General features: G+C 69.6%; 24 protein-coding genes and 1 tRNA gene. 24 read left to right on the top strand and 1 reads right to left on the bottom strand.

Going from position 1 to position 26,630, the window contains the following annotated elements:
• Window positions 1–227: 227 nt before the first annotated feature.
• Window positions 228–299, bottom strand: a tRNA-Arg gene (locus BFF78_RS14365).
• Between the two features lie 339 nt (window positions 300–638).
• On the opposite strand from BFF78_RS14365, the gene BFF78_RS14360 reads away from it, so the two are divergent.
• From BFF78_RS14360 to BFF78_RS14245, 24 genes are all read left to right on the top strand, one after another.
• Window positions 639–1,232 carry a response regulator gene (locus BFF78_RS14360; protein ID WP_079161308.1) on the top strand — a complete coding sequence of 198 codons (594 nt, stop codon included), beginning with the start codon at window positions 639–641 and terminating at the stop codon, window positions 1,230–1,232.
• A 352-nt stretch (window positions 1,233–1,584) separates the two neighbouring features.
• On the top strand, window positions 1,585–2,781 hold the full coding sequence (gene nrtL / locus BFF78_RS14355) for an ArgS-related anticodon-binding protein NrtL (RefSeq protein WP_069778707.1): 1,197 nt from the start codon (window positions 1,585–1,587) through the stop codon (window positions 2,779–2,781).
• 55 nt (window positions 2,782–2,836) lie between these two features.
• On the top strand, window positions 2,837–4,228 hold the full coding sequence (gene lysA, locus BFF78_RS14350; RefSeq protein ID WP_069778706.1) for a diaminopimelate decarboxylase: 1,392 nt from the start codon (window positions 2,837–2,839) through the stop codon (window positions 4,226–4,228).
• Window positions 4,229–4,377: 149 nt separating this feature from the next.
• The gene (locus BFF78_RS44735; RefSeq protein ID WP_069778705.1) at window positions 4,378–5,670 is read left to right on the top strand and encodes a homoserine dehydrogenase; all 1,293 of its coding nucleotides are present in this window, start codon (window positions 4,378–4,380) and stop codon (window positions 5,668–5,670) included.
• A gap of 6 nt (window positions 5,671–5,676) precedes the next feature.
• A complete protein-coding gene (gene thrC / locus BFF78_RS44730) occupies window positions 5,677–6,735 on the top strand; it encodes a threonine synthase (protein WP_069778704.1) in 1,059 nt (352 codons plus the stop codon).
• A 239-nt stretch (window positions 6,736–6,974) separates the two neighbouring features.
• Window positions 6,975–7,892, top strand: a complete 918-nt coding sequence (thrB, locus tag BFF78_RS14335; RefSeq protein WP_069778703.1) for a homoserine kinase — start codon at window positions 6,975–6,977, stop codon at window positions 7,890–7,892.
• 403 nt (window positions 7,893–8,295) lie between these two features.
• On the top strand, window positions 8,296–10,284 hold the full coding sequence (gene rho, locus BFF78_RS14330; protein WP_069778702.1) for a transcription termination factor Rho: 1,989 nt from the start codon (window positions 8,296–8,298) through the stop codon (window positions 10,282–10,284).
• A 379-nt stretch (window positions 10,285–10,663) separates the two neighbouring features.
• Window positions 10,664–11,797 carry an LCP family protein gene (locus BFF78_RS14325; protein ID WP_069778701.1) on the top strand — a complete coding sequence of 378 codons (1,134 nt, stop codon included), beginning with the start codon at window positions 10,664–10,666 and terminating at the stop codon, window positions 11,795–11,797.
• A gap of 247 nt (window positions 11,798–12,044) precedes the next feature.
• Complete coding sequence (gene rpmE, locus BFF78_RS14320) at window positions 12,045–12,269, top strand: 50S ribosomal protein L31 (protein WP_019753312.1); 225 nt, start codon at window positions 12,045–12,047, stop codon at window positions 12,267–12,269.
• 106 nt (window positions 12,270–12,375) lie between these two features.
• Window positions 12,376–13,443: a peptide chain release factor 1 gene (gene prfA / locus BFF78_RS14315; RefSeq protein ID WP_069778700.1), complete on the top strand. Its 1,068-nt coding sequence runs from the start codon at window positions 12,376–12,378 to the stop codon at window positions 13,441–13,443.
• A 39-nt stretch (window positions 13,444–13,482) separates the two neighbouring features.
• Window positions 13,483–14,328, top strand: a complete 846-nt coding sequence (prmC, locus tag BFF78_RS14310) for a peptide chain release factor N(5)-glutamine methyltransferase (RefSeq protein WP_069778699.1) — start codon at window positions 13,483–13,485, stop codon at window positions 14,326–14,328.
• 61 nt (window positions 14,329–14,389) lie between these two features.
• Complete coding sequence (locus BFF78_RS14305) at window positions 14,390–15,037, top strand: L-threonylcarbamoyladenylate synthase (RefSeq protein WP_069778698.1); 648 nt, start codon at window positions 14,390–14,392, stop codon at window positions 15,035–15,037.
• The gene (locus BFF78_RS14300) at window positions 15,034–15,711 is read left to right on the top strand and encodes an arsenate reductase/protein-tyrosine-phosphatase family protein (RefSeq protein ID WP_069778697.1); all 678 of its coding nucleotides are present in this window, start codon (window positions 15,034–15,036) and stop codon (window positions 15,709–15,711) included. The genes BFF78_RS14305 and BFF78_RS14300 overlap by 4 nt, the downstream gene beginning before the upstream one ends.
• Window positions 15,712–15,795: 84 nt before the next feature.
• On the top strand, window positions 15,796–17,034 hold the full coding sequence (locus BFF78_RS14295) for a serine hydroxymethyltransferase (RefSeq protein WP_069778696.1): 1,239 nt from the start codon (window positions 15,796–15,798) through the stop codon (window positions 17,032–17,034).
• A gap of 159 nt (window positions 17,035–17,193) precedes the next feature.
• Entirely contained in the window at window positions 17,194–18,507 is a 1,314-nt protein-coding gene (locus BFF78_RS14290) for an MraY family glycosyltransferase (RefSeq protein ID WP_069778695.1), read from the top strand.
• Window positions 18,508–18,810: 303 nt separating this feature from the next.
• Window positions 18,811–19,248, top strand: coding sequence for a hypothetical protein (locus BFF78_RS14285; RefSeq protein ID WP_069778694.1), 438 nt, complete (start codon window positions 18,811–18,813; stop codon window positions 19,246–19,248).
• 273 nt (window positions 19,249–19,521) lie between these two features.
• Window positions 19,522–20,292, top strand: coding sequence for a F0F1 ATP synthase subunit A (atpB, locus tag BFF78_RS14280; RefSeq protein ID WP_069778693.1), 771 nt, complete (start codon window positions 19,522–19,524; stop codon window positions 20,290–20,292).
• A 77-nt stretch (window positions 20,293–20,369) separates the two neighbouring features.
• Window positions 20,370–20,618, top strand: a complete 249-nt coding sequence (gene atpE, locus BFF78_RS14275; RefSeq protein ID WP_069778692.1) for an ATP synthase F0 subunit C — start codon at window positions 20,370–20,372, stop codon at window positions 20,616–20,618.
• 40 nt (window positions 20,619–20,658) lie between these two features.
• Window positions 20,659–21,207, top strand: coding sequence for a F0F1 ATP synthase subunit B (locus tag BFF78_RS14270; protein ID WP_069778691.1), 549 nt, complete (start codon window positions 20,659–20,661; stop codon window positions 21,205–21,207).
• The gene (locus BFF78_RS14265) at window positions 21,204–22,019 is read left to right on the top strand and encodes a F0F1 ATP synthase subunit delta (RefSeq protein ID WP_069778690.1); all 816 of its coding nucleotides are present in this window, start codon (window positions 21,204–21,206) and stop codon (window positions 22,017–22,019) included. Before BFF78_RS14270 ends, BFF78_RS14265 begins: the two co-directional genes overlap by 4 nt.
• 130 nt (window positions 22,020–22,149) lie before the next feature.
• Window positions 22,150–23,742, top strand: coding sequence for a F0F1 ATP synthase subunit alpha (gene atpA / locus BFF78_RS14260; protein ID WP_069778689.1), 1,593 nt, complete (start codon window positions 22,150–22,152; stop codon window positions 23,740–23,742).
• Window positions 23,743–23,763: 21 nt separating this feature from the next.
• The gene (locus BFF78_RS14255; RefSeq protein ID WP_069778688.1) at window positions 23,764–24,681 is read left to right on the top strand and encodes a F0F1 ATP synthase subunit gamma; all 918 of its coding nucleotides are present in this window, start codon (window positions 23,764–23,766) and stop codon (window positions 24,679–24,681) included.
• The gene (gene atpD / locus BFF78_RS14250; protein ID WP_069778687.1) at window positions 24,682–26,118 is read left to right on the top strand and encodes a F0F1 ATP synthase subunit beta; all 1,437 of its coding nucleotides are present in this window, start codon (window positions 24,682–24,684) and stop codon (window positions 26,116–26,118) included. It begins immediately after the preceding gene.
• 111 nt (window positions 26,119–26,229) lie between these two features.
• Window positions 26,230–26,604, top strand: a complete 375-nt coding sequence (locus BFF78_RS14245) for a F0F1 ATP synthase subunit epsilon (RefSeq protein WP_067129289.1) — start codon at window positions 26,230–26,232, stop codon at window positions 26,602–26,604.
• Window positions 26,605–26,630: the final 26 nt, after the last annotated feature.

Genomic DNA, 26,630 nt, shown 5'->3' with positions numbered 1-26,630 from the left:
CGCGGACTCCACGGCTGGAGCCGCGCCAGTTGCCCTGTCATCGAGGCGAGCTGAGTCGAGCGTCGGAAGGGGGCAGCGACCTGCGGCGATGCTCCAAGATCCCGTCCACGCCCCGTCCACAGACCCCGACATACGGCCGCTTCGGGCCGCATACGGCTGCACAAACGCGAAGACCCCGGCCTCAGCGTTTCCGCTGGTGACGGGGTCTTTGGGCACCTCATGCAGGGTGCCCCCGGCAGGATTCGAACCTGCGCACACGGCTCCGGAGGCCGTTGCTCTATCCCCTGAGCTACGGGGGCGTGTCGGCTGCGGAGCTCTTCGCTCGCGGCGACGTGTAGAACATTAGCAGGTCCGGCGGGGTGATCAGGAACCCGTTTTCCTGGCTGGGGCAGGGGTGACCCTGGACGGGGGTGAACATGTCTACTGCGCGGGTGGAACGGGATCCTGGATGGGAGGAGGCGGGGCCACTGCGCGGGTGGAACGGGCTCTCGGACGGGGCAGGACGGGATCACTGCGTGGGCTGAGCTGGGTTCCTGGACGGTGGCGGAGCAGGTCTGCAGAGTTGGTGGAACGGGGCCGTTGCGTGATCGGAGTGTGTCCACCCCGTACGTGCGGCGGGTCCCCTGTACGGGGTGGAAGTGGGGAAAACCCGGACGCGGTGGCCGGTCCGGACCTACTCTCGAGTTGTGCCAGGCGCTTCGGGTCGGGTGCTTGTTGTGGACGACAACAAGGTCATCCGGCAGCTGATCAGGGTCAACCTCGAGCTGGAAGGGCTCGAGGTCGTGACCGCGGCCGATGGTGCCGAGTGTCTGGACGTGGTGCACCAGGTGCGGCCCGACGTCGTGACACTCGATGTCGTCATGCCCCGGTTGGACGGCCTGCGCACCGCCGCCCGGCTTCGTGCCGATCCCCGTACCCACCACCTGCCCCTCGCCATCATCAGCGCCTGTACGCAGTACGAGGTCGACAGCGGCCTCGACGTCGGTGTGGACGCCTTCCTCGCCAAGCCCTTCGAACCGGCCGAACTCGTACGGCTCGTCAAGCAGTTGATCGAGCGCGGGAGCGGCGACGACGGGGGAGAGGGGTGTGGGGGAGAGGGCGGATACCGGGGCGGAGGCGGTGGCAGTGGTGGCGACGGGGACGGCGATGGGGACGGGGACGGAGACGGGGCTGGTGGAGACGGCGACGGGGTCTCCGATGGCGTACCGGGGCGGATTTCCTCCGGCGGTTAGGTGTCGGAGGTGAGTTGCTTTTCTTCCGGGGCAGTCAGCGGGGGATCAGGCAGGGGCTGGGAGCGGACAGAGGGCCGCGGGGATGGTCGTCGACATGGCCGTCACGGTTCCATGCCCACTGCCCCACTGCCCCACTGCCCCACTGCCCCACTGCCCCACTGCCCCACTGCCCCACTGCGCCGCTGCCGCACTGCCCCACTGCCCCACTGCGCCGCTGCCGCACTTCACGCCGCACGCCGACGGCCCCACCCCCTTCCCAGGCTGACACCGAGAACCACCTCGCCCACCCGTCCCCGTCCCACACTGAGAACCACCTCCCCTACCCACCCCCTCCCTCCCCTACGCTTGTCCCGTGACCCCCGTCGAGCTGTCCCGCACCGTGCTGCGCGCGGTGCGTCGTGCTGTCGAGGACGGGGAGCTGAGTGTGAGCGTGCCCGAGCGGGTTGTGGTGACCGAGCCGGGGCCCGGCGGGTGTGGGGACTACGCCACCAACGTCGCCCTGCGACTCGCCCGGACGGCCGGGCAGTCGCCGCTGCGGGTCGCCGAGATCCTGCGGCCCCGGCTCGTCGACGCCGACGGTATCCGGGACGTCGTCGTCACCGGGCCCGGGTTTCTCAACATCTGCCTCGACGCGCGGGACGACCTCGTCACCGGGCTCGTCCGGGAGATCAGGGCCCGTGGTGCGGAGTACGGCCATGGTGCCGCGCTCGCCGGGCAGGTCGTCGAGCTGCGCGTGCCGTACGAGGTACGGGCCGAGGTGGTTGCCGACGCCGTTGTACGGATCCTCGCCACCCAGGGTGCGCGGGGCACTGTCGAGCACGGTGAGCCTGTCAATCTGCGGCCCGTGCCCGCCGCCGAGGACCCCGCCCCGCTCGGACCCGACGCCGCCCAGTGGGCCCTGCTGTACCCCGCCCCGCACGACCGGCCCCGGATCACCGCCGATCACCTGGTCCAGCGGGAGAGCAATCCGCTGTTCCGGGTTCGTTACGCCCATGCCCGGGTCCGCGCCGTCAGCCGTAACGCCGCCCGGCTGGGCTTCACCGCCGAGCCCGGCCCCCTCGACCTTGCCACCGGCCCCGGCCACACCGTCACCGGCCCCGGCAACGAAGCCGCCCGCGCCTCCCTGACCGCCGAGCCCGGCCCCCTCGACCTTGCCACCGGCCCCGGCCCCGGCCACACCGTCACCGGCCCCGGCAACGAAGCCGCCGCCCCCACCCCCCTCACCCCCCTCCCCATCCCCATCCCCATCCCCAGCCCCACCCCCAGCCCCACCCCCACCCAAGAAGCCGCCCGCCCCCTCCTCACCCCCCTCGCCGACCATCCCCGTATCCTCGCCGCGGCCGCCACCCACCGTGCCCCGGACCGGCTGGCCCGGCATCTCGTCACCGTCGCCGATGCCGTGCTGCCCTTCCTGTCGTCCGTGCTTCCCTGCGGCGAGGAGAAACCCTCGGCCGCCCACCGTGCCCGGCTCGCCCTCGCCGAAGCCGCCGGGACGGTGCTGGCCGGCGGCCTGTCCCTGCTCGGCATCGACGCACCCGAACATCTCTGAGGGCCTCAGAGCAGATGCGCCCCGGAGAGAGACAGAGAGTCTGAGAGTCACCGTCATGAGCCGTTCCGCACATCCCGCCGGGCCCCGGCACGCCGACGTCCTGCCCGAGGGGCACTACGCCGCGCCGCCCGCCGACCTCAACAGCCTCGATGCGAAGGTGTGGGCCCAGACCGTCGCGCGCGACGCCGACGGGGTCGTCACCGTCGGCGGTGTCGATGTGAAGACCCTCGCCGAGGGCTACGGCACCCCGGCTTACATCCTCGACGAGGACGACTTCCGGGCACGCGCGCGTGCGTGGCGTACGGCCTTCGGGGCCGGTGCCGATGTGTTCTACGCCGGGAAGGCGTTCCTGTCCCGCGCTGTCGTGCGGTGGCTGCACGAAGAGGGAATCAATCTGGACGTGTGCTCCGGGGGCGAGCTGGCCACGGCCCTCTCCGCCGGGATGCCCGCCGAGCGCATCGCCTTCCACGGCAACAACAAGTCCGAGGAGGAGATCCGCCGCGCCATCGACGCCGGTGTCGGGCGGATCGTGCTCGACTCGTTCCAGGAGATCGTGCGCGTCGCCCACATCGCGCAGTCCCTCGGCAAGCGGCAGAAGGTCCAGATCCGGATCACCGTGGGCGTCGAAGCGCATACGCATGAGTTCATCGCGACCGCCCATGAGGACCAGAAGTTCGGGATTCCGCTCGCCGGGGGGCAGGCCGCCGAGGCCGTGCGGCGGGCGCTTCAGCTGGACGGGCTCGAGCTCATCGGGATCCACTCCCACATCGGGTCGCAGATCTTCGACATGTCCGGCTTCGAGGTCGCCGCGCACCGCGTTGTCGGGTTGCTCAAGGACGTGCGTGACGAGCATGGCGTCGAGCTGCCCGAGATCGACCTCGGCGGCGGTCTCGGGATCGCCTACACCAGCGACGACGACCCCCGCGAACCCCATGAGATCGCCAAGGCGCTCACCGAGATCGTCACCCGCGAGTGCGAGGCCGCCCGGCTGCGCACACCTCGCATCTCCGTCGAGCCCGGGCGCGCCATCGTCGGCCCGACCGCCTTCACGCTCTACGAGGTCGGCACCGTCAAGCCGCTGGAGGGGCTGCGGACGTATGTGTCGGTCGACGGCGGTATGTCCGACAACATCCGGACGGCGCTGTACGACGCCGAGTACAGCGTCTCTCTCGTCTCGCGCACCAGCGACGCCGAGCCGATGCTCGCGCGTGTCGTCGGCAAGCACTGCGAGAGCGGGGACATCGTGGTCAAGGACGCGTTCCTGCCCGCCGACCTGGCGCCGGGGGATCTCATCGCCGTACCGGCCACCGGCGCGTACTGCCGGTCCATGGCCAGCAACTACAACCATGTGCTGCGTCCGCCCGTCGTCGCCGTGAAGGACGGCGAGGCCCGGGTGATCGTCCGGCGCGAGACGGAGGAGGACCTCCTGCGTCTCGATGTCGGCTAGCCCGTGACCGGGTGAAGAGGGCTGGAAGATCTCCGTCTTCCAGCCCGGTACAAATGAAATACATGTCTCAGGATCCGGACGAAGGGTAGAAAGTCCCGTCCGGTGAGTGAGACTGGTCCAACCGTGACGGTGAGAGGAAACGAGGTCGGATGATGCGTACGCGTCCGCTGAAGGTGGCGCTGCTGGGCTGTGGGGTTGTCGGCTCAGAGGTGGCGCGCATCATGACGACGCACGCCGACGACCTCGCCCAGCGGATCGGCGCCCCGGTGGAGCTGGCGGGGGTCGCGGTCCGGCGCCCTTCGAAGGTCCGTGAGGGCATCGACCCGGGCCTCGTCACCACCGACGCCACCGCCCTCGTCAAACGCGGGGACCTCGATGTGGTGGTCGAGGTGATCGGCGGGATCGAGCCGGCCCGGACCCTCATCACCACCGCCTTCGAGCACGGCGCCTCCGTCGTCTCCGCCAACAAGGCCCTGCTCGCCCAGGACGGGGCCGCGCTGCACGCCGCGGCGGAGGAGAACGGCAAGGACCTCTACTACGAGGCCGCCGTCGCCGGCGCCATCCCGCTGGTCCGCCCGCTGCGCGAGTCCCTCGCCGGCGACAAGATCAACCGGGTGATGGGGATCGTCAACGGCACGACCAACTTCATCCTCGACAAGATGGACTCCACCGGCGCCGGGTATCAGGAGGCGCTCGACGAGGCCACCGCGCTCGGGTATGCGGAGGCCGACCCGACCGCCGACGTCGAGGGCTTCGACGCCGCCGCCAAGGCCGCCATCCTCGCCGGGATCGCCTTCCACACGCGCGTGCGCCTCGACGACGTCTACCGCGAGGGCATGACCGAGGTCACCGCCGCGGACTTCCGCTCGGCCAAGGAGATGGGCTGCACCATCAAGCTGCTCGCCATCTGCGAGCGGGCGCAGGACGGGGCGTCCGTCACCGCGCGCGTGCACCCCGCGATGATTCCGCTGACCCACCCGCTCGCCTCCGTGCGCGGCGCGTACAACGCCGTCTTCGTGGAGTCCGACGCGGCCGGTCAGCTCATGTTCTACGGCCCCGGCGCCGGCGGTTCCCCGACCGCCTCCGCCGTGCTCGGCGACCTGGTCGCCGTCTGCCGTAACCGGCTCAGCGGCGCGACGGGGCCCGGTGAGTCGGCGTACGCCGCCCTGCCCGTCTCGCCGATGGGCGAGGTCGTCACGCGCTACCACATCAGCCTCGACGTCGCGGACAAACCGGGCGTGCTCGCCCAGGTCGCGACCGTGTTCGCCGAGCACGGGGTGTCGATCGATACGGTGCGCCAGCAGGGCAAGGACGGCGAGGCCTCCCTCGTCGTCGTCACCCACCGCGCGTCCGACGCCTCCCTCACCGGGACCGTCGAGGCGCTGCGCAAGCTCGACACCGTGCGGGGTGTCGCAAGCATCATGCGGGTTGAAGGAGAGTAACCAGCAATGACCCACCAGTGGCGCGGAATCATCGAGGAGTACCGGGACCGGCTGCCGGTATCCGACACCACGCCGGTCGTGACGCTCCGCGAGGGCGGCACGCCGCTCGTGCCCGCGCAGGTGCTCTCCGAGCGCACGGGCTGTGAGGTCCACCTGAAGGTGGAGGGTGCCAACCCCACCGGGTCCTTCAAGGACCGCGGCATGACCATGGCCATCTCCAAGGCGAAGGAGGAGGGGGCCAAGGCCGTCATCTGCGCCTCCACGGGCAACACGTCCGCCTCCGCCGCGGCGTACGCGGTGCGCGCGGGCATGGTGTCGGCCGTGCTGGTGCCGCAGGGCAAGATCGCCCTGGGCAAGATGGGCCAGGCCCTCGTGCACGGCGCGAAGATCCTCCAGGTCGACGGCAACTTCGACGACTGCCTCACGCTCGCGCGCAACCTGAGCGAGAACTACCCGGTGGCGCTGGTCAATTCGGTCAACCCGGTGCGTATCGAGGGGCAGAAGACGGCCGCCTTCGAGATCGTGGACATGCTCGGCGACGCGCCCGACATCCACGTCCTGCCGGTGGGCAACGCGGGCAACATCACCGCCTACTGGAAGGGCTACAGGGAGTACGCCGCCGACGGCATCGCCTCGAAGACCCCGCGCATGTGGGGTTTCCAGGCCTCCGGCAGCGCCCCGATCGTGCGTGGCGAGGTGGTCAAGGACCCGTCGACCATCGCCACCGCCATCCGCATCGGCAACCCCGCCTCCTGGCAGTACGCCCTGGCCGCGCGGGACGAGTCGGGCGGCGCCATCGACGAGGTGACGGACCGTGAAATCCTGCGCGCCTACCGCCTGTTGGCCGCACAGGAGGGCGTCTTCGTGGAGCCCGCCTCCGCCGCCTCGGTGGCCGGTCTGCTGAAGGCCGCCGAGCAGGGCAGGGTCGATGCGGGCCAGACGATCGTGTGCACGGTCACCGGCAACGGTCTGAAGGACCCCGACTGGGCCGTCGCCGGCGCACCGCAGCCGGTCACCGTCCCGGTCGACGCGGCCGCCGCCGCCGAGCGCCTCGGCCTGGGCTGAACCCCGGAAAACCCTGACAGGGTGCACAGGGGGCTTGCGACACGCATCGTGCGCCTCCTGTGCGCCCTATGTCGCCACAGAACCTTCCTTCGATAGGCTGTACTGAACCCGCCCGCTGCATATGCCTGGCATATGGCTGCGCATATGGGCGACGCCGCGCCGTCTGCGCGGCCGGAGGGTCTCCACGTACGTATCGAATGTCTTCGACAGTCACGCAGCTCAAGGAGAGTCAACGAGCGATGGCCGGTCCAGCGTTCCGCGCCGCCGCCGTCCGGGTGCGCGTTCCCGCCACCAGCGCCAATCTCGGGCCGGGCTTCGACGCCCTCGGCCTCGCGCTGGGGCTCTACGACGACGTGGTCGTCCGGGTGGCCGACTCCGGGCTGCACATCGACATCGCGGGGGAGGGCAGCGAGACCCTCCCGCGTGACGAGTCTCACCTTCTCGTCCGCTCCCTGCGCACCGCCTTCGACCTGCTGGGCGGACAGCCCCGCGGCCTGGAGATCGTCTGCGCCAACCGCATTCCGCACGGCCGGGGCCTCGGCTCCTCCTCCGCCGCCATCTGCGCCGGCATCGTCGCCGCCCGCGCGGTGACCATAGGCGGCGAGGCCCGTCTGGACGACGCGGCCCTGCTGGAACTGGCCACCGAGATCGAGGGCCACCCCGACAACGTGGCCGCGTGTCTGCTCGGCGGATTCACCCTGTCCTGGATGGAGGCCGGCGCAGCCCGGGCGATCAGGATGGAGCCCCGTGATTCCATCGTTCCGGTGGTTTTCGTGCCCGGAAAGCCGGTCCTGACCGAGACCGCGCGCGGCCTGCTGCCGCGCACCGTGCCGCACGTCGACGCCGCCGTCAACGCGGGCCGTGCCGCGCTGCTCGTCGAGGCCCTCACCCGGCGCCCCGAGCTGCTGCTGCCCGCCACCGAGGACCGCCTCCACCAGGAGTACCGCGCCCCGGCCATGCCGGAGAGCGCCGCGCTGGTGGAGCGGCTGCGCGCCGACGGCATCCCGGCCGTCATCTCCGGCGCCGGACCCACCGTCATGGCGCTGGCCGACGCCGACAGCGCCGACAAGGTCGCCCATCTCGCGGGTGCGGGCTGGGCCGCGAACCGGCTGGACCTCGATGTCCAGGGAGCGAGCGTGCTGCCGCTTGCGACCTGACACCCGGTTGCCGGATTTCGAGAGGGGGAATGTTTGTTGGATCCGGTAGTGTTAACCTCAAGTCTGCACCCGACCCCACCATGGCGAGGTGCCTCGTGTCCCCGTCCGGGACAGACATTCTTCCGGGAGCCTCCCACGCCACTCCGTGTTCTGTACGCCGTACCTGGGCAGTACGTCGTATGCGGACACTGAGCGGGCCGCCGGGCACGCTCCGGAATCGGTGCTACCACGCCACGTGACACTGGGTGCCACGACTCGCGGAAGCGCCATCACCGCACATTTCTTCCGCCGCTTTGGCGGACCACCGCCCCGGCACGGTTCACGGAAGACAGGACCGTAGCCGGACAGCACAACCGGTCGCCGAGCCAGACAGGCCGACGTCCGCTCCAGGGAAGGACCCTTCGTGAGCGACACCACCGATCTGATGGGCGCACGTGTCGAGGAGACCGCTGCCGCGCCCGCCACGGACGCCTCCGCGCCTGCCACCGGTGCCGGCTCCCGGCGGCGCCGCGGTACCGGCCTCGAGGGCATGGTGCTGGCCGAGCTGCAGCAGGTCGCCTCGGGCCTCGGCATCAGGGGCACCGCGCGGATGCGCAAGAGCCAGCTGATCGAGGTCATCAAGGAGGCGCAGGCCGCCGGGGGTGCCGCCCCCAAGGCCGAGACCGCCGCCGAGGCCAAGCCGAAGCGCCGCGCCACCTCCAAGGCCCGCACCGGCGAGTCCGCCGAGAGCGGCGAGAGCACGGCGAAGAAGGCGGAGGCCAAGACCGAGGCGCCCGCCGAGAAGGCCGTGGCCCAGCAGCAGATCGAGATCCCCGGCCAGCCGGCCTCCGACGACGCCCCCACCGAGCGCCGTCGCCGCCGCGCCACCGCCGATGCGGGCAGTCCCGCCGCGAGCAGCGCCGAGACGGTCGCCGCCGAGGCCAAGGCCGAGCCCAAGGCCGAGACGCCCGCCCAGCCGCAGGCGCAGGGCGAGGCCACCAAGGGTGACGCCGGTGACGGCGAGGGCCGTGGCCGCCGCGACCGCCGCGAGCGCGGCCGTGACCGTGACCGCGACCGCCGGGGCAAGGGCGACGACCAGCAGGGCGGCCAGCGCCAGCAGCAGGGTCAGCAGCAGGGCGGCGGCCGTCAGGACCGCCAGCAGCAGGATGACGACGACTTCGAGGGCGGCCGTCGTGGCCGTCGTGGCCGCTACCGTGACCGCCGTGGCCGTCGTGGCCGCGACGACATCGCCGAGCCGCAGCTGGCCGAGGACGATGTCCTGATCCCCGTCGCGGGCATCCTCGACATCCTCGACAACTACGCCTTCATCCGGACCTCCGGCTACCTGCCGGGCCCGAACGACGTGTACGTCTCCCTCGCCCAGGTCCGCAAGAACGGCCTGCGCAAGGGCGACCACGTCACCGGTGCGGTCCGTCAGCCGAAGGAGGGCGAGCGCCGCGAGAAGTTCAACGCGCTGGTCCGCCTCGACTCCGTCAACGGCATGGCGCCCGAACACGGCCGTGGCCGCCCGGAGTTCAACAAGCTGACCCCGCTCTACCCGCAGGACCGCCTCCGCCTGGAGACGGACCCGGGCGTGCTCACCACCCGCATCATCGACCTGGTCTCGCCGATCGGTAAGGGCCAGCGCGGTCTGATCGTGGCCCCGCCGAAGACCGGCAAGACCATGATCATGCAGGCGATCGCCAACGCGATCACGCACAACAACCCCGAGTGCCACCTGATGGTCGTCCTCGTCGACGAGCGTCCGGAAGAGGTCACCGACATGCAGCGGTCGGTCAAGGGCGAGGTCATCTCCTCGACCTTCGACCGCCCGGCCGAGGACCACACCACGGTCGCCGAGCTCGCCATCGAGCGCGCCAAGCGTCTGGTGGAGCTGGGCCACGACGTGGTCGTCCTGCTGGACTCCATCACGCGTCTGGGCCGCGCCTACAACCTGGCGGCGCCGGCCTCCGGCCGCATCCTGTCCGGTGGTGTCGACTCCACCGCGCTGTACCCGCCGAAGCGGTTCTTCGGTGCGGCGCGCAACATCGAGGACGGCGGTTCGCTGACCATCCTGGCCACGGCTCTCGTGGACACCGGGTCCCGCATGGACGAGGTGATCTTCGAGGAGTTCAAGGGCACGGGCAACATGGAGCTGAAGCTCGACCGCAAGCTCGCGGACAAGCGGATCTTCCCGGCCGTGGACGTGGACGCCTCCGGTACCCGTAAGGAAGAGATCCTGCTCGGTGCCGAGGAGCTGGGCATCGTCTGGAAGCTGCGTCGTGTGCTGCACGCGCTCGACCAGCAGCAGGCGATCGAGCTGCTGCTCGACAAGATGAAGCAGACCAAGTCGAACGTCGAGTTCCTGATGCAGATTCAGAAGACGACGCCGACGCCGGGCAACGGAGACTGAGGGCAGGCAAGCCCAGGGGCCGCCCCTCGTCCAGCAGTGACGGGGGGCGGCCCTTCTGTATCTGTGCAAGGGCTGTGCAAGGGCACCATCGGCACAAGCACCCCGGAAAGGCCACAAGCGAGATCTTTGCCACAAGTATCTCGGTCGGCCCCGGTTTCCAGGCTTACGTCCTCCGGGGCTGAAACCGCAGGTGAGCGAGGTGCACCCGCGCCGTTCGACTACACAGAGTGCCCATCGCCGTACGCGATGGGCACTTTGCGTTGTGCAACTCTTTCCCGAGTTTCTCCGTCTGACCATGCGGAGCGACGATGGAGCGGTACCGACCGCGCCTGACCCTGAAAGCAGGGGGTATCCGACACCGACGAGACCTAGGAGCGATGTGTCCGCCGAGAGCACGCCGGAGCCCGTCATAACCGAGCCGGGCGAGACCGGCCCCCGTACGCCGGGCAAGGGCCGCCGCCGCAAGGCCCGCAGCAGGAGCCGCAAGGCCCTGCGCGCCACGGCCTGGACGGCCGCCGGTGTGGTCGTGCTGGGCGGCGCCGGCGTCGGGTACGTGTACTTCAAGCTCAACGGCAACATCCGAAGCGTCGACATCGACCAGGCCCTCGGCAACGACCGCCCCTCGAAGATCGACAACGGCTCCGAGAACATCCTGGTCCTCGGCTCGGACACCCGCTCCGGCTCCAACAAGAAGCTCGGCGGCGGCACCGACGACGGCAGCGCCCGCTCCGACACGGCGATGATCGTCCACGTCTACGAGGGCCACAAGAAGGCCAGCGTGGTCTCCATCCCCCGGGACACCCTGATCGACCGCCCGACCTGCACGGACACCAAGGGCACCACGCACCCGGCCGCGTCCGGCGTGATGTTCAACGAGTCCTATGGCACCGGCGGCGCGGCCTGCGCGGTGAAGACCGTCGAGTCGATCACCGGTATCCGCATGGACCACTACCTGGAGGTCGACTTCGCGGGCTTCCAGAAGCTCATCGACGACCTCGGCGGCGTCCCCGTCACCACGGCGAAGAACATCGACGACCCGCAGAGCCACCTGACCCTCCAGGCCGGCACCCACACCCTGAACGGCCGGCAGGCCCTCGGCCTGGTCCGCACCCGGCACGGCGTGGGCGACGGCTCCGACCTGGGCCGCATCCAGCTCCAGCAGGCCTTCGTCAAGGCCCTGCTCAACCAGGTCGAGCACGTCGGCGTCTTCAGCAACCCGAAGAAGCTCTACGACCTCGCCGACACCGCGACCAAGACGGTCACCACCGACTCCGACCTCGGCTCGGTGAACTCCCTGACCGACTTCGCCGACGGCCTCAAGGGCATCGGCTCCAAGAACATGGCCATGATCACCATGCCGGTCCGGTACGACCCGGCGAACCCCAACCGGGTCCTGATGGAGAAGGCGAAGGCCCAGCTGGTGTGGGACGCCCTGAAGAACGACCGCCCGATCCCGAAGTCGGCGACGACAGGTACGGCCACAGGCGAAGCCAAGGGCGTGGTGACCGATTAAGGGGCGCGGGGCTGTATCGGTATGCGGCTCCGCCGCGTGGGCGCGACCAGCCCACCACGCGCCGCACCCGCGAACGGCGACCACCAGGCACCCCGGTAGGCGGGCAGACACCCTCGAGGAATAAAGAACAGTGGCCCCCGGTTTTGGGGGATGGCCCCAGTCCTGGCAGACTGGTACGTCGGCTCCGGTTCACGCTCCCGCACCCCGTGGCAGCGACCCGGCGCCCTCCCGAAACCTAGGAGACACCTTGAAGCGCGACATCCACCCCGAGTACGTCGAGACGCAGGTCAGCTGCACCTGTGGCGCGTCGTTCACCACCCGTAGCACGATCTCCAGCGGCACCATCCGCGCCGAGGTCTGCTCCGAGTGCCACCCGTTCTACACGGGCAAGCAGAAGATCCTCGACACCGGTGGCCGTGTGGCCCGCTTCGAGGCCCGCTTCGGCAAGGCTGCCGCCGGCTCCAAGAAGTAGCGAGCCCCATTTCGCCGGTCCTCGGCCACACCCCCGCCGGGGTGTGCCCGGGACCGGCGTTTTTGGTCGCCCGCCAGCCCTTCACCCGCAGTATCAGGAGCCAAAGATGTTCGAGGCAGTCGACGAACTCGTCGCCGAGCACGCCGATCTGGAGCACAAGCTCGCCGACCCGTCGGTCCACGCCGACCAGGCGAACGCGCGCAAGCTGAACAAGCGCTATGCCGAGCTGACCCCGATCGTCGCCACGTACCGCTCCTGGAAGCAGACCGGCGACGACATCGAGACCGCGCGCGAGTTCGCGGCCGACGACCCCGACTTCGCCGCCGAGGTCAAGGATCTGGAGAAGCAGCGCGAGGAGCTCACCGAGCGCCTGCGCTTCCTGCTGATCCCGCGCGACCCGAGTGACGACAAGGACGTCATTCTGGAGATCAAGGCGGGCGCCGGCGGTGACGAGTCCGCGCTCTTCGCGGGCGACCTGCTGCGCATGTACCTGCGCTACGCCGAGCGCGTCGGCTGGAAGACCGAGATCATCGACGCCACCGAGTCCGAGCTGGGCGGCTACAAGGACGTCCAGGTCGCGGTGAAGGCCCGCGGCCAGGCCGAGCCCGGCCAGGGCGTGTGGGCCCGGCTGAAGTACGAGGGCGGTGTGCACCGCGTGCAGCGTGTGCCGGCCACCGAGTCCCAGGGCCGTATCCACACCTCCGCCGCCGGTGTCCTCGTGACCCCGGAGGCCGAGGAGGTCGACGTCGAGATCAACGCGAACGACCTGCGTATCGACGTCTACCGGTCCTCCGGCCCGGGCGGCCAGTCGGTCAACACCACCGACTCCGCGGTGCGCATCACGCACATCCCGACCGGGGTCGTCGCCTCCTGCCAGAACGAGAAGAGCCAGCTGCAGAACAAGGAGCAGGCGCTGCGTATCCTGCGCTCCAGGCTGCTCGCCGCGGCGCAGGAGGAGGCCGAGCGGGAGGCCGCGGACGCCCGCCGCAGCCAGGTCCGCACGGTCGACCGCTCCGAGAAGATCCGCACCTACAACTTCCCGGAGAACCGCATCTCGGACCACCGCGTCGGCTTCAAGGCGTACAACCTGGACCAGGTCCTGGACGGCGACCTCGACTCGGTCATCCAGGCCTGCGTCGACGCCGACTCGGCGGCGAAGCTGGCAGCCGCGTAAGACACCTACGCACGTACGAGCACGACACGGAGGACTTGCGTGAACCTGCTGCTCGCGGAGGTGGCCCAGGCCACCCAGCGGCTGGCCGACGCCGGCGTGCCCTCGCCGCGCACCGACGCGGAGGAGCTCGCCGCGTTCGTGCACGGCGTGAAGCGGGGCGAACTGCACTCCGTGAAGGACTCGGACTTCGACGCCCGGTACTGGGAGGTCATCGCCCGGCGCGAACAGCGCGAGCCGCTGCAGCACATCACCGGGCGGGCCTACTTCCGCTATCTGGAGCTCCAGGTCGGGCCGGGTGTCTTCGTGCCCCGGCCCGAGACCGAGTCCGTGGTCGGCTGGGCCATAGACGCCGTGCGCGCCATGGACGTCGTCGAGCCGTGCATCGTCGACCTGTGCACCGGCTCCGGCGCCATCGCGCTCGCCCTCGCCCAGGAGGTCCCGCGCTCCCGCGTGCACGCCGTGGAGCTGTCCGAGGACGCCCTTGTGTGGACCCGCAAGAACGTGGCGGGCTCCAGGGTGGACCTGCGGCAGGGCGATGCCCTCGGCGCCTTCCCGGACCTCGACGGCCAGGTCGACCTGGTCATCTCCAACCCGCCGTACATCCCGCTCACCGAGTGGGAGTACGTGGCTCCCGAGGCCCGTGACTACGACCCCGAGCTGGCGTTGTTCTCCGGCGAGGACGGCCTCGACCTGATCCGGGGCATCGAACGCACCGCGCACCGTCTCCTCCGGCCCGGCGGCGTCGTTGTGATCGAGCACGCCGACACCCAGGGCGGCCAGGTGCCGTGGATCTTCACCGAGGAGCGGGGCTGGGCCGACGCGGCCGACCACCCCGACCTCAACAACCGCCCCCGGTTCGCGACCGCCCGCAAGGCCCTGCCGTGAGCGGCCCGACGGCAGTGTTTTCCGAAGTCCCGCATTACGTGTACGAGGAGGCCCGCTAGACATGGCACGGCGATACGACACCAACGACGCGACCGACCGCGCGACGGGTCTGCGCGAGGCCGCGTCCGCCGTCCGCCGGGGCGAGCTGGTGGTGCTGCCGACCGACACGGTGTACGGCATCGGCGCCGACGCGTTCTCCGCGGAGGCGGTCGCCGACCTGCTCGCCGCCAAGGGCCGGGGCCGCAACATGCCCACCCCTGTCCTCATCGGCTCCCCGAACACCCTGCACGGCCTCGTCACGGACTTCTCCGAGCTGGCCTGGGAGCTCGTCGACGCGTTCTGGCCGGGCGCGCTGACGCTGGTCGCCAAGCACCAGCCGTCCCTCCAGTGGGACCTCGGCGACACCCGGGGCACGGTGGCCATCCGCATGCCGCTGCACCCCGTCGCGATCGAGCTGCTCACCGAGGTCGGCCCGATGGCCGTCTCCTCCGCCAACCTCACCGGCCACCCGGCGCCGGAGGACTGCGACGCCGCGCAGAACATGCTGGGCGACTCCGTCTCCGTCTACCTCGACGGCGGCCCGACCCCGGGCAACGTGCCGTCGTCCATCGTGGACGTCTCCCGCGGGGTGCCGCTGCTGCTGCGCGAGGGCGCGATCTCGCCGGAGGAGCTGCGCAAGGTCGTACCCGACCTCGAGGTGGCGAATTGACGGCCCCTGAAGCGGGGCGTGGCATAGGAATGGGGGAGCGTCTCGCGGAGGAGACGACGACGTTCGGCTTTCCGCGCGACACCTTCCGCATCCTCCATGTCAGCACCGGGAATGTGTGCCGCTCGCCCATCACCGAGCGGCTGACCCGCCACTTCGTGGCGGAGCGGCTCGGCGTGCTCGGCGGCGGGCTGATCGTGGAGAGCGCGGGCACCTGGGGCCACGAGGGCGCCCCGATGGAGGCCAACGCGGAGGCCGTGCTGTCGGAGTTCGGCGCGGACGCCTCCGGGTTCTTCGGCCGGGAGCTGCTCGACGACCATGTGATCAGGGCCGACCTGGTGCTGACGGCCACCCGGGACCATCGGGCGCAGGTCATCTCGATGGGGCATTCGGCGGGCCTGCGCACGTTCACCCTGAAGGAGTTCACCCGCCTGGTCCGGGCGATAGACCCGGCCACGCTGCCGCCGCTGGAGGACGGCGTGGTCATGCGCGCCCGCGCGCTGGTGCGTGCGGCGGCGGCGCTGCGCGGGTGGCTGCTCGCGCCCACGGCGGAGGCGGACGAGGTGTACGACCCGTACGGGGCACCGCTTCCGTTCTTCCGGTCGATCGGGGACGAGATACATCAGGCGCTGGATCCGGTGGTGACGGCGCTGACCGGGGTTCCGGCGCGGATGTAGGCGGTTGGACGCAGATACCGGGCGTCCCGGCTGTCCCCGGCCTACATTGGGGATACGTCACCGTCGACCGCCCGGGAGCCCGCCATGTCGGTCACCCATACCCTCGAGACCGACGTCCTGCGGCGTCAGGACCCGGCGATGGCCGAGATCCTGCTCGCGGAGGCGGCCCGGCAGTCCACGACCCTGCAGCTGATCGCCGCCGAGAACTTCTGCTCGCCGGCCGTGCTCGCCGCCCTCGGCTCGCCGCTCGCCAACAAGTACGCCGAGGGCTACCCCGGTGCCCGGCACCACGGCGGCTGCGAGATCGTCGACGTCGCCGAGCGCGCCGCCGTCGACCGCGCCAAGGAGCTGTTCGGCGCCGAGCACGCCAACGTCCAGGCCCACTCGGGCTCTTCGGCCGTCCTCGCCGCCTACGCCGCCCTGCTGCGCCCCGGCGACACCGTCCTCGCCCTCGGTCTGCACTACGGCGGCCACCTCACCCACGGCTCGCCCGCGAACTTCTCCGGCCGCTGGTTCGACTTCGTGGGGTACGGGGTGGACGCCGAGACCGGGCTCATCGATCACGACCAGGTACGTCACCTCGCCCGCAACCACCGGCCGAAGGCGATCGTGTGCGGGTCGATCTCCTACCCCCGGCACATCGACTACGCCTTCTTCCGCGAGGTCGCCGACGAGGTCGGGGCCTATCTGATCGCCGACGCCGCGCATCCCATCGGGCTGGTCGCCGGCGGGGCGGCGCCGAACCCGGTGCCGTACGCCGACATCGTGTGCGCGACCACCCACAAGGTGCTGCGCGGGCCGCGCGGCGGGATGATCCTGTGCGGCAGCGAGCTGGCCGAGCGCGTCGACCGGGCGGTGTTCCCCTTCACCCAGGGCGGCGCGCAGATGCACACGATCGCCGCGAAGGCGGTGGCGTTCGGCGAGGCGGCCACTTCGGCGTTCACCGAGTACGCCCATCAGGTGGTCGCCAACGCGCGGGTGCTCGCCGGTCACCTGGCCGCCGAGGGCCTGACCGTCACCACCGGCGGCACGGACACCCACATGATCACCGCCGACCCCGCCCCGCTCGGCGTGGACGGCCGCAGCGCACGCGGCCGGCTCGCCGCCGCCGGGATCGTCCTGGACTGCTGCGCGCTGCCGCACGGCGACGGCCGCGGCCTGCGCCTGGGTACGGCCGCGGTGACCACCCAGGGCATGGGGGAGCCGCAGATGGTGCGGATCGCGGCCCTGATGGCGGCGGTGCTGCGCGGCGCGACCGACCCGGCCGGGGCCCGGGACGAGGTGCGCTTGCTCACAGGTGACTTTCCGCCGTACCCGGAGTGACCGACGGGTGGCGAGCCGGACACCGCCGTGGCCGCCGTATCCGTACGTCCGCGTACGGATACAAGGCTGTGCCCATCCCGTCGCTCGCAGCTCCGGGTACGAGCCCGGGGTTTATTGTGTGAGCTTGAGGTCGGCTACCGGAACTCGTGGGGCATATCTGTGCGTGAATTTCTGCTGACGTTGCTCATCACGGCCGCGGTCACGTATCTGGTGACCGGGCCGGTGCGGAAGTTCGCCATCGTGGCCGGTGCCATGCCCGAGATCCGGGCCCGTGACGTCCACCGGGAGCCCACGCCCCGGCTCGGCGGTATCGCGATGTTCTTCGGGCTGTGCGCGGGTCTGCTCGTCGCCAGCCATCTGACGAACGTCGGCGAGATCTTCAAGACCTCCAACGAACCCCGGGCGCTGCTCTCCGGCGCCGCGCTCATCTGGCTCATCGGGGTCCTGGACGACAAGTTCGAGATCGACGCGCTGATCAAGCTGGGCGGCCAGATGATCGCCGCGGGCGTCATGGTCGTACAGGGCCTGACGATCCTGTGGCTGCCGGTGCCCGGCGTGGGCATCGTCGCGCTGACCTCGTGGCAGGGCACGCTGCTCACCGTCGCGTTGGTCGTGATCACCATCAACGCCGTGAACTTCGTCGACGGACTCGACGGCCTGGCGGCCGGCATGGTCGCCATCGCGTCCGTGGCCTTCTTCCTGTACGCGTACCGGATCTGGTACGGCTACAACATCGAGGCGGCCGCTCCCGCGACGCTCTTCGCCGCGTGCCTGGTCGGTATGTGCCTGGGCTTCCTGCCCCACAACATGCATCCCGCCCGCATCTTCATGGGCGACTCGGGCTCGATGCTGCTGGGCCTGGTGCTCGCCGCCGCGGCCGTCTCCCTCACCGGCCAGGTGGATCCGGACGCGATGCGGCTGTTCTTCCAGGGCAGCGAGCGGGAGACCGTGCAGGCCACCGTTCCGGTCTTCGTCCCCCTGCTGCTGCCGCTGACGGTCATCGCGATCCCGACGGCGGACCTGGTGCTCGCGATCGTCCGGCGCACCTGGCGCGGCCAGTCCCCGTTCGCCGCGGACCGCGGGCATCTGCACCACCGGCTGCTGGAGATCGGCCACTCGCACAGCCGGGCCGTGCTGATCATGTACTTCTGGTCGGCGCTGATCGCCTTCGGGGCGCTGGCGTACTCGGTCAACTCCGCCTCGATGTGGATCGTGCTCGGCGTGGTCTTCCTCAGCGCGGTCGGCCTGGTCCTGCTGCTGCTCCCGCGCTTCACGCCGCGGGTGCCGGTCTGGGCGCAGCGTTTCGTGCCGCCGCGCTACCGGCCGCGGCGCCGTACGGCCGGGGCGGCCGTGCCGGTGGAGGCCGCCGCGACGGAGGAGGCCGGGGAACGGGCCCCCGTCCACGCCGGGATCTCGGGCGTCAACGGCGCGACCGCGATCGGCCCTCGTTCGCGTTTCGTTGATCGTCGTTAGACGACTCAAGGTAAGAATCTGACTAGAGCATTGCCCGTTCATGGGGGAGCAAAGCCCCCTAATACCAGACAACTGGGCCCGGTTTCTGCACAGACGGGCGCTGTCACTCTCATGTGTGACAGCAAGCACACCTAGCAGGTAAAGACCTCATCAAATAGTTTGTGATACGGTTCACGAGAACCCGGGATAGAGCCGAAGGACCGTAGTGCGACGGTCCATTGGTGTGAGGTCTCGATCACTCAGCCCGGGACTACGCTCGTCCATGACGACACCCTGCCCCCTTGTGAAAGCGGAGTTGCCGCCATGCCGTCCAAAGACGCCCGGAACCTTCTGCAGATCGCTGTGCCCACAGCGATCGCAGGCGTGATCTCCGTCGCCGTGAGCGCCGGGGTCGCGGGGGGCAAGGGCGCACTCGGCGCGGCCGTCGGCACGGTCCTGGCCATCCTGTTCATGGGAATCGGTCTGTACGTGCTGCAGTGGACGGCAAAAACGCTCCCGCAGCTGTTCCAGATGATGGGCCTCCTGCTCTACGTCGCCCAGCTGCTGCTCCTCCTGATCTTCGTCGCTGTCTTCAAGGACACCTCTCTCTTCAACGCGAAGACGTTCGCCGTGTCGCTCGTCGTCGCGACCGTCGTGTGGATGGCCGCGCAGGCTCGCGCGCACATGAAGGCCAAGATCTTCTACGTCGACCCGGACTCCGCGAAGAGTGAGAAGCCCGAGAAGACAGGGCCGAAGCCGTGAGGGGTAGGGGCGGGATAAAGGCTTGTGAGATCTCCTGCTATCGTCCGGTGCCAACTGCGGCATCGCGGGCGCGGGCACCTGAGCTGACGCCTGCTCAATCGCGAGGCTCGATGCCCCTCAGCCGCCCCCACATCCGTAACACCAAGTCCGGTGCCGATCCGCGGCCTGCGCCGCGCCGACACAACGAGGTTGCCGTACCCATGCGTCACGCCGAAGGAGCCCGCGGTGAGTGCTGACCAGACCCAGCTCGCCTTTGACTGGAGTTGCCGGATCATGTCCGACAACGGGTGTGGCTTCCCGGCCCCGGGCCTGCAGTCCTTCCTGTTCAAGCCGCTCGTCACGGTCGGGGGCTTCGAGTTCAACAAGGTGATGCTGCTCGCGCTCGTCACCACCGTGCTCGTCGTCGCTTTCTTCTGGGCCGCCTTCGGCAAGGCCAAGGTCGTCCCGGGCAAGCTCCAGATGGTCGGCGAGGCCGGCTACGACTTCGTGCGCCGCGGCATCGTGTACGAGACCCTCGGCAAGCGGGAGGGCGAGAAGTACGTCCCGCTCATGGTCTCGCTGTTCTTCTTCATCTGGATCATGAACGTCTGGTCCGTGATCCCGCTGGCACAGTTCCCGGTGTCCTCGGTCATCGCGTTCCCGGCGGTGCTCGCCGCGATCGTCTACATCACCTGGGTCGCGCTCACCTTCAAGAAGCACGGCTTCGTCGGCTTCTTCAAGAACGTCACGGGCTACGACAAGTCGCTGGGCGGCGTGCTGCCCCTCGTCATGGTCATCGAGTTCTTCTCGAACCTGCTGGTCCGCCCGTTCACGCACGCGGTGCGACTCTTCGCCAACATGTTCGCCGGTCACCTGATGCTGGTCATGTTCACCGTGGCCTCCTGGTACCTGCTGAACAGCTGGATGGTCCCGGCGGCCGGCGTGTCGTTCATCATGACCATGGCCATGATCTGCTTCGAGCTCTTCGTCCAGGCCGTCCAGGCGTACGTCTTCGTACTCCTTGCCTGTTCCTACATTCAGGGCGCTCTCGCCGAGCACCACTGAGCCGTACCACCCCCGCCAACCCCCAGACGTCCGGTGGCCAACCCCCACCGGTCCATGAAAGAGAAGGAAGAACCGGCATGTCCGCTGCTCTTGAGACCCTCGCCGCCACCGCTGGTGTTCACGGCTCCGTCGGCTCGATCGGCTACGGCCTCGCTGCGATCGGCCCCGGCATCGGCGTCGGCATCATCTTCGGTAACGGTACGCAGGCCCTGGCCCGCCAGCCCGAGGCCGCCGGTCTGATCCGCGCCAACCAGATCCTGGGCTTCGCCTTCTGTGAGGCGCTCGCCCTCATCGGCATCGTTATGCCGTTCGTGTTCGGTCGGTAATTAGCCCACCCACCGACACGTTTCGACGAAAGGCACTGATGTGATCGCCAACCTGGTACAGCTGGCGGCCGAGACCGAGCAGAACCCGCTCGTTCCCGAGAAGCCCGAGCTGCTCGTCGGCACCATCGCCTTCGCCATCGTGTTCTTCTTCTTCTGGAAGAAGCTGCTTCCGAACATCAACAAGGTTCTGGAGGAGCGCCGCGCGGCGATCGAAGGCGGTATCGAAGAGGCCGACGCCATGAAGGTGGAGGCCGCGAGCGTCCTTGAGCAGTACAAGGCTCAGCTCGCCGAGGCCCGGCACGAGGCCGCGCGCCTGCGCCAGGAGGCGCAGGAGCAGGGTGCCGCGCTCATCGCCGAGATGCGGGCCGAGGGCCAGCGGCAGCGCGAGGAGATCGTCACCGCCGGTCACGCCCAGATCGAGGCCGACCGCAAGGCCGCCGCGCAGACGCTGCGTCAGGACGTCGGCAAGCTCGCCACCGAACTGGCCGGCAAGCTCGTCGGCGAGTCCCTCGAGGACCACGCCCGCCAGAGCCGTGTGATCGACCGCTTCCTCGACGAGCTCGAGGAGAAGGCCGAGGCCACGCGATGAACGGAGCGAGCCGCGAGGCCCTGGCAGCCGCACGTGAGCGTCTCGACGCGCTGACGGACTCCACGTCCGTGGACGCCGCATCGCTCGCGGACGAGCTGGCGGCCGTCACCGCGCTGCTCGACCGCGAGGCCGGCCTGCGCCGGGTCCTCACCGACCCGGCGCAGCCCGCAGAGGCCAAGGCGCAGCTGGTCCAGCGACTGATCGGTGGCCAGGTCAGCGGGCCCACCGCCGACCTGGTGGCCGGAATGGCGCGCTCCCGCTGGTCGCAGCCCCGCGACCTGGTGGACGCGCTGGAGGAGCTGGCCAACATGGCCGACCTCACGGCCGCGGAGCGGACGAGCACGCTCGACGACGCCGAGGACGAGCTGTTCCGGTTCGGCCGGATCGTCTCCTCCAGCACCGAGCTGCGCGCCGCGCTGACCGACCGTGCCGCCGGCCCGGCCGCCAAGACCGAGCTGCTGCACCGGCTGCTCGGCGGACGGGCCAAGCCGGTCACCGAGCGTCTGGTGACGCGCCTTGTGACCGCGCCGCGTGGACGTAGCCTGGAAGCGGGACTGGAGTCCCTGTCCAAGCTCGCCGCCGAGCGCCGGGATCGCATGGTCGCCGTCGTCACCTCGGCGGTGCCGCTGGGCGACGGCCAGAAGCAGCGCCTCGGCGCCGCCCTCGCCAAGCTCTACGGCCGGCGGATGCACCTCAACCTGGACGTGGACCCCGAGGTGATCGGCGGCATCCGGGTGCAGGTCGGTGACGAGGTCATCAACGGCTCCCTCGCGGACCGGCTGGACGACGCCGCCCGCCGCATGGCGAGCTAGCAGCAACTCAAAAAGCAGTACGCAATTACGGCCCTGGTTGGGCCGTGCAGAGGATTCACCTCTTACAGGGGGGAGTCCCCATCCCCCCCAAGTGAAACTTCGGGCCCAACAAGGAGAGCAGGGAACCCAGATGGCGGAGCTCACGATCCGGCCGGAGGAGATCCGGGACGCGCTGGAGAACTTCGTCCAGTCGTACAAGCCGGACGCGGCCTCGCGCGAGGAGGTCGGTACGGTCACCCTTGCCGGCGACGGCATCGCGAAGATCGAGGGTCTTCCCTCGGCCATGGCCAACGAACTGCTGAAGTTCGAGGACGGCACCCTCGGCCTCGCCCTCAACCTCGAGGAGCGCGAGATCGGTGCCATCGTCCTCGGTGAGTTCAGCGGCATCGAGGAGGGTCAGCCGGTCACGCGTACCGGTGAGGTCCTCTCCGTGGCGGTCGGCGAGGGCTACCTCGGCCGCGTCGTCGACCCGCTCGGCAACCCGATCGACGGCCTCGGCGAGATCGAGACGTCCGGCCGCCGTGCGCTGGAACTGCAGGCCCCCACGGTCATGCAGCGCAAGTCGGTGCACGAGCCGATGGAGACCGGCTACAAGGCCGTCGACGCGATGACCCCGATCGGCCGTGGTCAGCGTCAGCTGATCATCGGTGACCGCCAGACCGGCAAGACCGCCCTGGCCGTCGACACGATCATCAACCAGCGCGACAACTGGCGCACCGGCGACCCGAAGAAGCAGGTCCGCTGCATCTACGTCGCCATCGGCCAGAAGGGCTCCACCATCGCCGGCGTGCGCCGCGCGCTGGAGGAGAACGGCGCCCTGGAGTACACGACCATCGTCGCCGCCCCGGCGTCCGACCCGGCCGGCTTCAAGTACCTGGCGCCGTACACCGGTTCGGCCATCGGCCAGCAGTGGATGTACGAGGGCAAGCACGTCCTGATCATCTTCGACGACCTGTCGAAGCAGGCCGACGCCTATCGCGCCGTGTCGCTGCTGCTGCGCCGCCCGCCGGGCCGTGAGGCCTACCCGGGTGACGTCTTCTACCTGCACTCCCGGCTGCTGGAGCGCTGCGCCAAGCTCTCCGACGACATGGGCGCCGGTTCGATGACCGGTCTGCCGATCGTCGAGACCAAGGCCAACGACGTCTCGGCGTTCATCCCGACCAACGTCATCTCCATCACCGACGGCCAGTGCTTCCTGGAGTCGGACCTGTTCAACGCCGGTCAGCGTCCCGCGCTGAACGTCGGTATCTCCGTCTCCCGAGTCGGTGGCAGCGCCCAGCACAAGGCGATGCGCCAGGTCTCCGGCCGCCTCCGCGTGGACCTCGCCCAGTTCCGTGAGCTGGAGGCGTTCGCCGCCTTCGGTTCCGACCTGGACGCGGCCTCGAAGGCGCAGCTGGAGCGCGGTTCGCGCATGGTCGAGCTGCTGAAGCAGGACCAGTACCAGCCGATGGCCACCGAGGACCAGGTCGTCTCCGTCTGGGCCGGCACCAACGGCCGTATGGACGACGTCCCGGTCGCCGACATCCGCCGCTTCGAGAAGGAACTGATCGACTTCCTGCACCGGAAGCACCAGGGCCTGATGACCTCCATCAAGGAGGGCGCGAAGATGTCGGACGACACGATCCAGGCGATCGACGACGCCGTGGCGGAGTTCAAGAAGCAGTTCGAGACGAGCGACGGCAAGCTGCTCGGCGAGGACGTTCCTGCCGCTGCCGCCAAGTGACGTAAGGAAGGGACCTGACTCATGGGAGCCCAGCTCCGGGTCTACAAGCGTCGCATCCGATCCGTCAGCGCGACCAAGAAGATCACCAAGGCGATGGAGATGATCGCCGCCTCGCGCGTCGTCAAGGCGCAGCGCAAGGTGGCGGCCTCCACGCCGTACGCGACCGAGCTGACGCGCGCGGTCACGGCGGTCGGGACCGGCTCGAACACCAAGCACCCGCTCACCACGGAGGCGGAGAACCCGACCCGTGCCGCGGTCCTGCTCCTCACGAGCGACCGTGGCCTCGCAGGCGCCTTCAACTCCAACGCCATCAAGACGGCGGAGCAGCTGACCGAGCGCCTGGAGCGCGACGGCAAGCAGGTCGACACGTACATCGTCGGCCGGCGCGGTGTCGCCCACTACAACTTCCGTGAGCGCAAGGTCGCGGAGTCGTGGACGGGCTTCACGGACGAGCCGACGTACGCGGACGCCAAGAAGGTCGCGGCGCCCCTGATCGAGGCCATCGAGAAGGACACGGCCCAGGGCGGTGTGGACGAACTCCACATCGTCTTCACCGAGTTCGTCTCGATGATGACGCAGACGGCGCTGGACGCCCGGCTGCTGCCGCTGCGCCTCGAAGAGGTCGCCGAGGAGGCTCACCCCAAGGGGGAGATCCTCCCGCTGTACGACTTCGAGCCCTCGGCGGAGGACGTCCTCGACGCCCTGCTGCCGCGGTACGTGGAGAGCCGTATCTACAACGCGCTGCTCCAGTCGGCCGCTTCGAAGCACGCCGCCACGCGGCGCGCGATGAAGTCGGCCACCGACAACGCCGGTGAGCTCATCGAGAACCTCACCCGGCTTGCCAACGCGGCCCGCCAGGCCGACATCACCCAGGAAATCAGCGAGATCGTCGGTGGCGCGAGCGCCCTGGCCGACGCGACCGCGGGGAGTGACCGATAAATGACCACCACTGTTGAGACCGCGACGGCTACGGGCCGCGTCGCCCGGGTCATCGGCCCGGTCGTCGACGTGGAGTTCCCCGTCGACGCGATGCCGGAGATCTACAACGCCCTGCACGTCGAGGTCGCCGACCCGGCGAACGCGGGCGAGAAGAAGACGCTGACCCTGGAGGTCGCCCAGCACCTGGGTGACGGCCTGGTCCGCACCATCTCCATGCAGCCCACCGACGGTCTGGTCCGCCAGGCCCCGGTGACCGACACGGGCGCGGCCATCTCCGTCCCCGTCGGCGACTTCACCAAGGGCAAGGTGTTCAACACCCTCGGTGAGGTGCTGAACGTCGACGAGACCTACGACGGCGAGCGCTGGCCGATCCACCGCAAGGCCCCGAACTTCGACGAGCTCGAGTCCAAGACCGAGATGTTCGAGACGGGCGTCAAGGTCATCGACCTGCTCACCCCGTACGTCAAGGGCGGCAAGATCGGCCTGTTCGGCGGCGCCGGCGTCGGTAAGACGGTGCTCATCCAGGAGATGATCTACCGTGTCGCCAACAACCACGACGGTGTCTCCGTGTTCGCCGGTGTCGGTGAGCGCACTCGTGAGGGCAACGACCTCATCGAGGAAATGAGCGACTCGGGCGTCATCGACAAGACCGCGCTGGTCTTCGGTCAGATGGACGAGCCCCCGGGCACCCGTCTGCGCGTCGCGCTGGCCGGCCTGACCATGGCCGAGTACTTCCGTGACGTCCAGAAGCAGGACGTGCTGTTCTTCATCGACAACATCTTCCGCTTCACGCAGGCCGGTTCCGAGGTCTCCACGCTGCTCGGCCGTATGCCGTCCGCGGTGGGTTACCAGCCGAACCTGGCCGACGAGATGGGTCTCCTCCAGGAGCGCATCACCTCGACCCGCGGTCACTCGATCACCTCGATGCAGGCGATCTACGTCCCCGCGGACGACCTGACCGACCCGGCCCCGGCCACCACCTTCGCCCACCTCGACGCGACGACGGTTCTGTCCCGTCCGATCTCCGAGAAGGGCATCTACCCGGCCGTGGACCCGCTGGACTCCACGTCCCGGATCCTGGACCCGCGCTACATCTCCGCGGACCACTACAACGCCGCCATGCGCGTGAAGACGGTCCTGCAGAAGTACAAGGACCTCCAGGACATCATCGCGATCCTCGGTATCGACGAGCTCGGCGAGGAGGACAAGCTCGTCGTCCACCGTGCCCGTCGCGTGGAGCGCTTCCTGTCCCAGAACACCCACGTCGCCAAGCAGTTCACCGGCGTCGACGGGTCGGACGTGCCGCTGGACGAGTCGATCACCGCGTTCAACGCGATCATCGACGGTGAGTACGACCACTTCCCGGAGCAGGCGTTCTTCATGTGCGGTGGCTTGGAGGACCTCAAGGCCAACGCCAAGGAGCTGGGCGTCTCCTGAACTCCTTGAGTTCGTGAGGGGGCGGGGTGCGTCCCGCCCCCTCATCCACGCCCACTAGAATTGACCCCAACACCCGGCAGAACCGCCGGGTGGTGACCCGAGGAGCCACCCTTGGCTGCTGAGCTGCACGTCGAGCTGGTCGCCGCCGACCGCCAGGTCTGGTCCGGTGAGGCCACCCTGGTCGTCGCGCGCACCACGTCCGGCGACATCGGCGTCATGCCCGGTCACCAGCCGCTGCTCGGTGTGCTGGAGTCGGGCCCGGTGACCATCCGTACGAGTGATGGTGGAACGGTCGTCGCCGCGGTGCACGGCGGTTTCATCTCGTTCGCGGACGACAAGCTGTCCCTGCTGGCCGAGATCGCCGAGCTGTCGGACGAGATCGATGTCCAGCGCACGGAGCGGGAACTGGAGCGGGCGAAGGCGGAGGGCGACGCCGCCGCCGAGCGTCGCGCAGACGTCCGCCTGCGTGCGGCGGCGGCGCGCTGAGCCCACGCACGGCTGCCGTATGACGT

The sequence above is a fragment of the Streptomyces fodineus genome (genome assembly GCF_001735805.1).
In the GTDB taxonomy this organism is placed as follows: Bacteria; Actinomycetota; Actinomycetes; order Streptomycetales; family Streptomycetaceae; genus Streptomyces; species Streptomyces fodineus.
Note: the sequence above shows the minus strand (reverse complement) of the source record. Positions and strands in the feature narration are given on the sequence as shown.